This is a genomic window from Streptomyces sp. NPDC059142 (assembly GCF_042755665.1).
Taxonomy (GTDB): Bacteria; Actinomycetota; Actinomycetes; order Streptomycetales; family Streptomycetaceae; genus Streptomyces.
On record NZ_JBHZDA010000224.1, the window covers coordinates 1 to 1,501 of the forward strand.

General features: G+C 73.8%; 1 protein-coding gene. It reads left to right on the forward strand.

The features are described 5' to 3' along the window. Nucleotides 1-1,338, forward strand: a 1,338-nt coding sequence (locus ACFXPK_RS32895) for a glycosyltransferase (RefSeq protein WP_385080824.1), incomplete at its 5' end; no start/stop codon positions are given. Nucleotides 1,339-1,501: the final 163 nt, after the last annotated feature.

Here is a 1,501-nt window from a genome sequence, read left to right on the forward strand (position 1 = left end):
GCCCCCGGCTCCGGCGGCACGGCCCCCGGCGCCGCGCGCACGGCCCACCGCGAGGCCACCGGCGCCACCCTCTGGGAGGGCAGGGCCCTGATCGCCGCCGTGGCCGTCGCCGAGTGGTCCGTCCCCGTTCTCGCCACCGGCCTCGCGGTCGTCGGTGTCGCCGTGCTGGCCCGGTTCGGGCTGATGCTCGTCCTCGCCCGCCGCCACCACCGGCAGCGCAACAGACGCCGCTTCACCTGGGGGCCGCCGGTCTACGAACCGGTGAGCGTGATCGTGCCCGCGTACAACGAGAAGGAGTGCATCGCCAACACGCTGCACTCCCTCGCCGCGAGCACCCACCCGATCGAGATCGTCGTCGTGGACGACGGCTCCACGGACGGCACCGCCGAGATCGCGGAGTCCCTGGGGCTGCCCGGCGTCCGCGTCGTCCGCCAGGAGAACGCGGGCAAGTCCGCCGCCCTCAACAACGGGGTGCGGCACGCCAGTCACGACATCGTGGTGATGATGGACGGCGACACCGTCTTCGAGCCCGACACCGTGGGGGAGCTGGTGCAGCCCTTCGGGGACGAGCGGGTCGGTGCCGTCGCGGGCAACGCCAAGGTCGGCAACCGCGACACCCTGATCGGGGCCTGGCAGCACATCGAGTACGTGATGGGCTTCAACCTCGACCGCCGTATGTACGACGTCCTCGGCTGCATGCCCACCATCCCCGGCGCCATCGGCGCCTTCCGCCGCCGGGCCGTGCTGGAGGTCGGCGGCATGAGCGAGGACACCCTGGCCGAGGACACCGACATCACCATCGCCCTGCACCGCGCGGGGTGGCGGGTCGTGTACGCGGAGCACGCGCGCGCCTGGACCGAGGCCCCGGCGAGCGTCGGGCAGCTCTGGCGCCAGCGCTACCGCTGGAGCTACGGCACGATGCAGGCGCTGTGGAAGCACCGCGGCTCGGTCCTGGACAAGGGGCCCTCGGGCCGGTTCGGCCGGATCGGTATGCCGCTGGTGGTGCTCTTCCAGATCGTCACGCCCGTCTTCGCGCCGCTCATCGACGTGTTCACCCTCTACGCGATGGTCTTCGTGGACTTCCGGGCGTCCCTGCTGGCCTGGCTGGCGGTCCTCCTCGTCCAACTGCTCTGCGCGGCCTACGCGTTCCGGCTCGACAAGGAGAAGTACCGCTATCTGCTGATGATGCCGTTGCAGCAGATCGCCTACCGGCAGTTGATGTACCTGGTGCTGATCCACTCCAGCGTCACGGCCCTCACGGGCGGCCGGCTGCGCTGGCAGAAGCTCAAGCGCACCGGCGAGGTCGGCGCGCCCCGCCCCGGCGCGGGACCCGTCTGATGGCGGGCGCGCACCGCAGGGGGGCGCTGCCGCCCGAGGCGGTACGGGAGACGGCCGCCGCGCCCGCGCCCCCGGGCCCCCGGCCCCGCGCGGCGGCGCGCCGCCGGCGCCCCGCCCCGGTCGTGGTGCGGGCCCGCGGCCGCGGGCGCGGCGGGGCCGTACC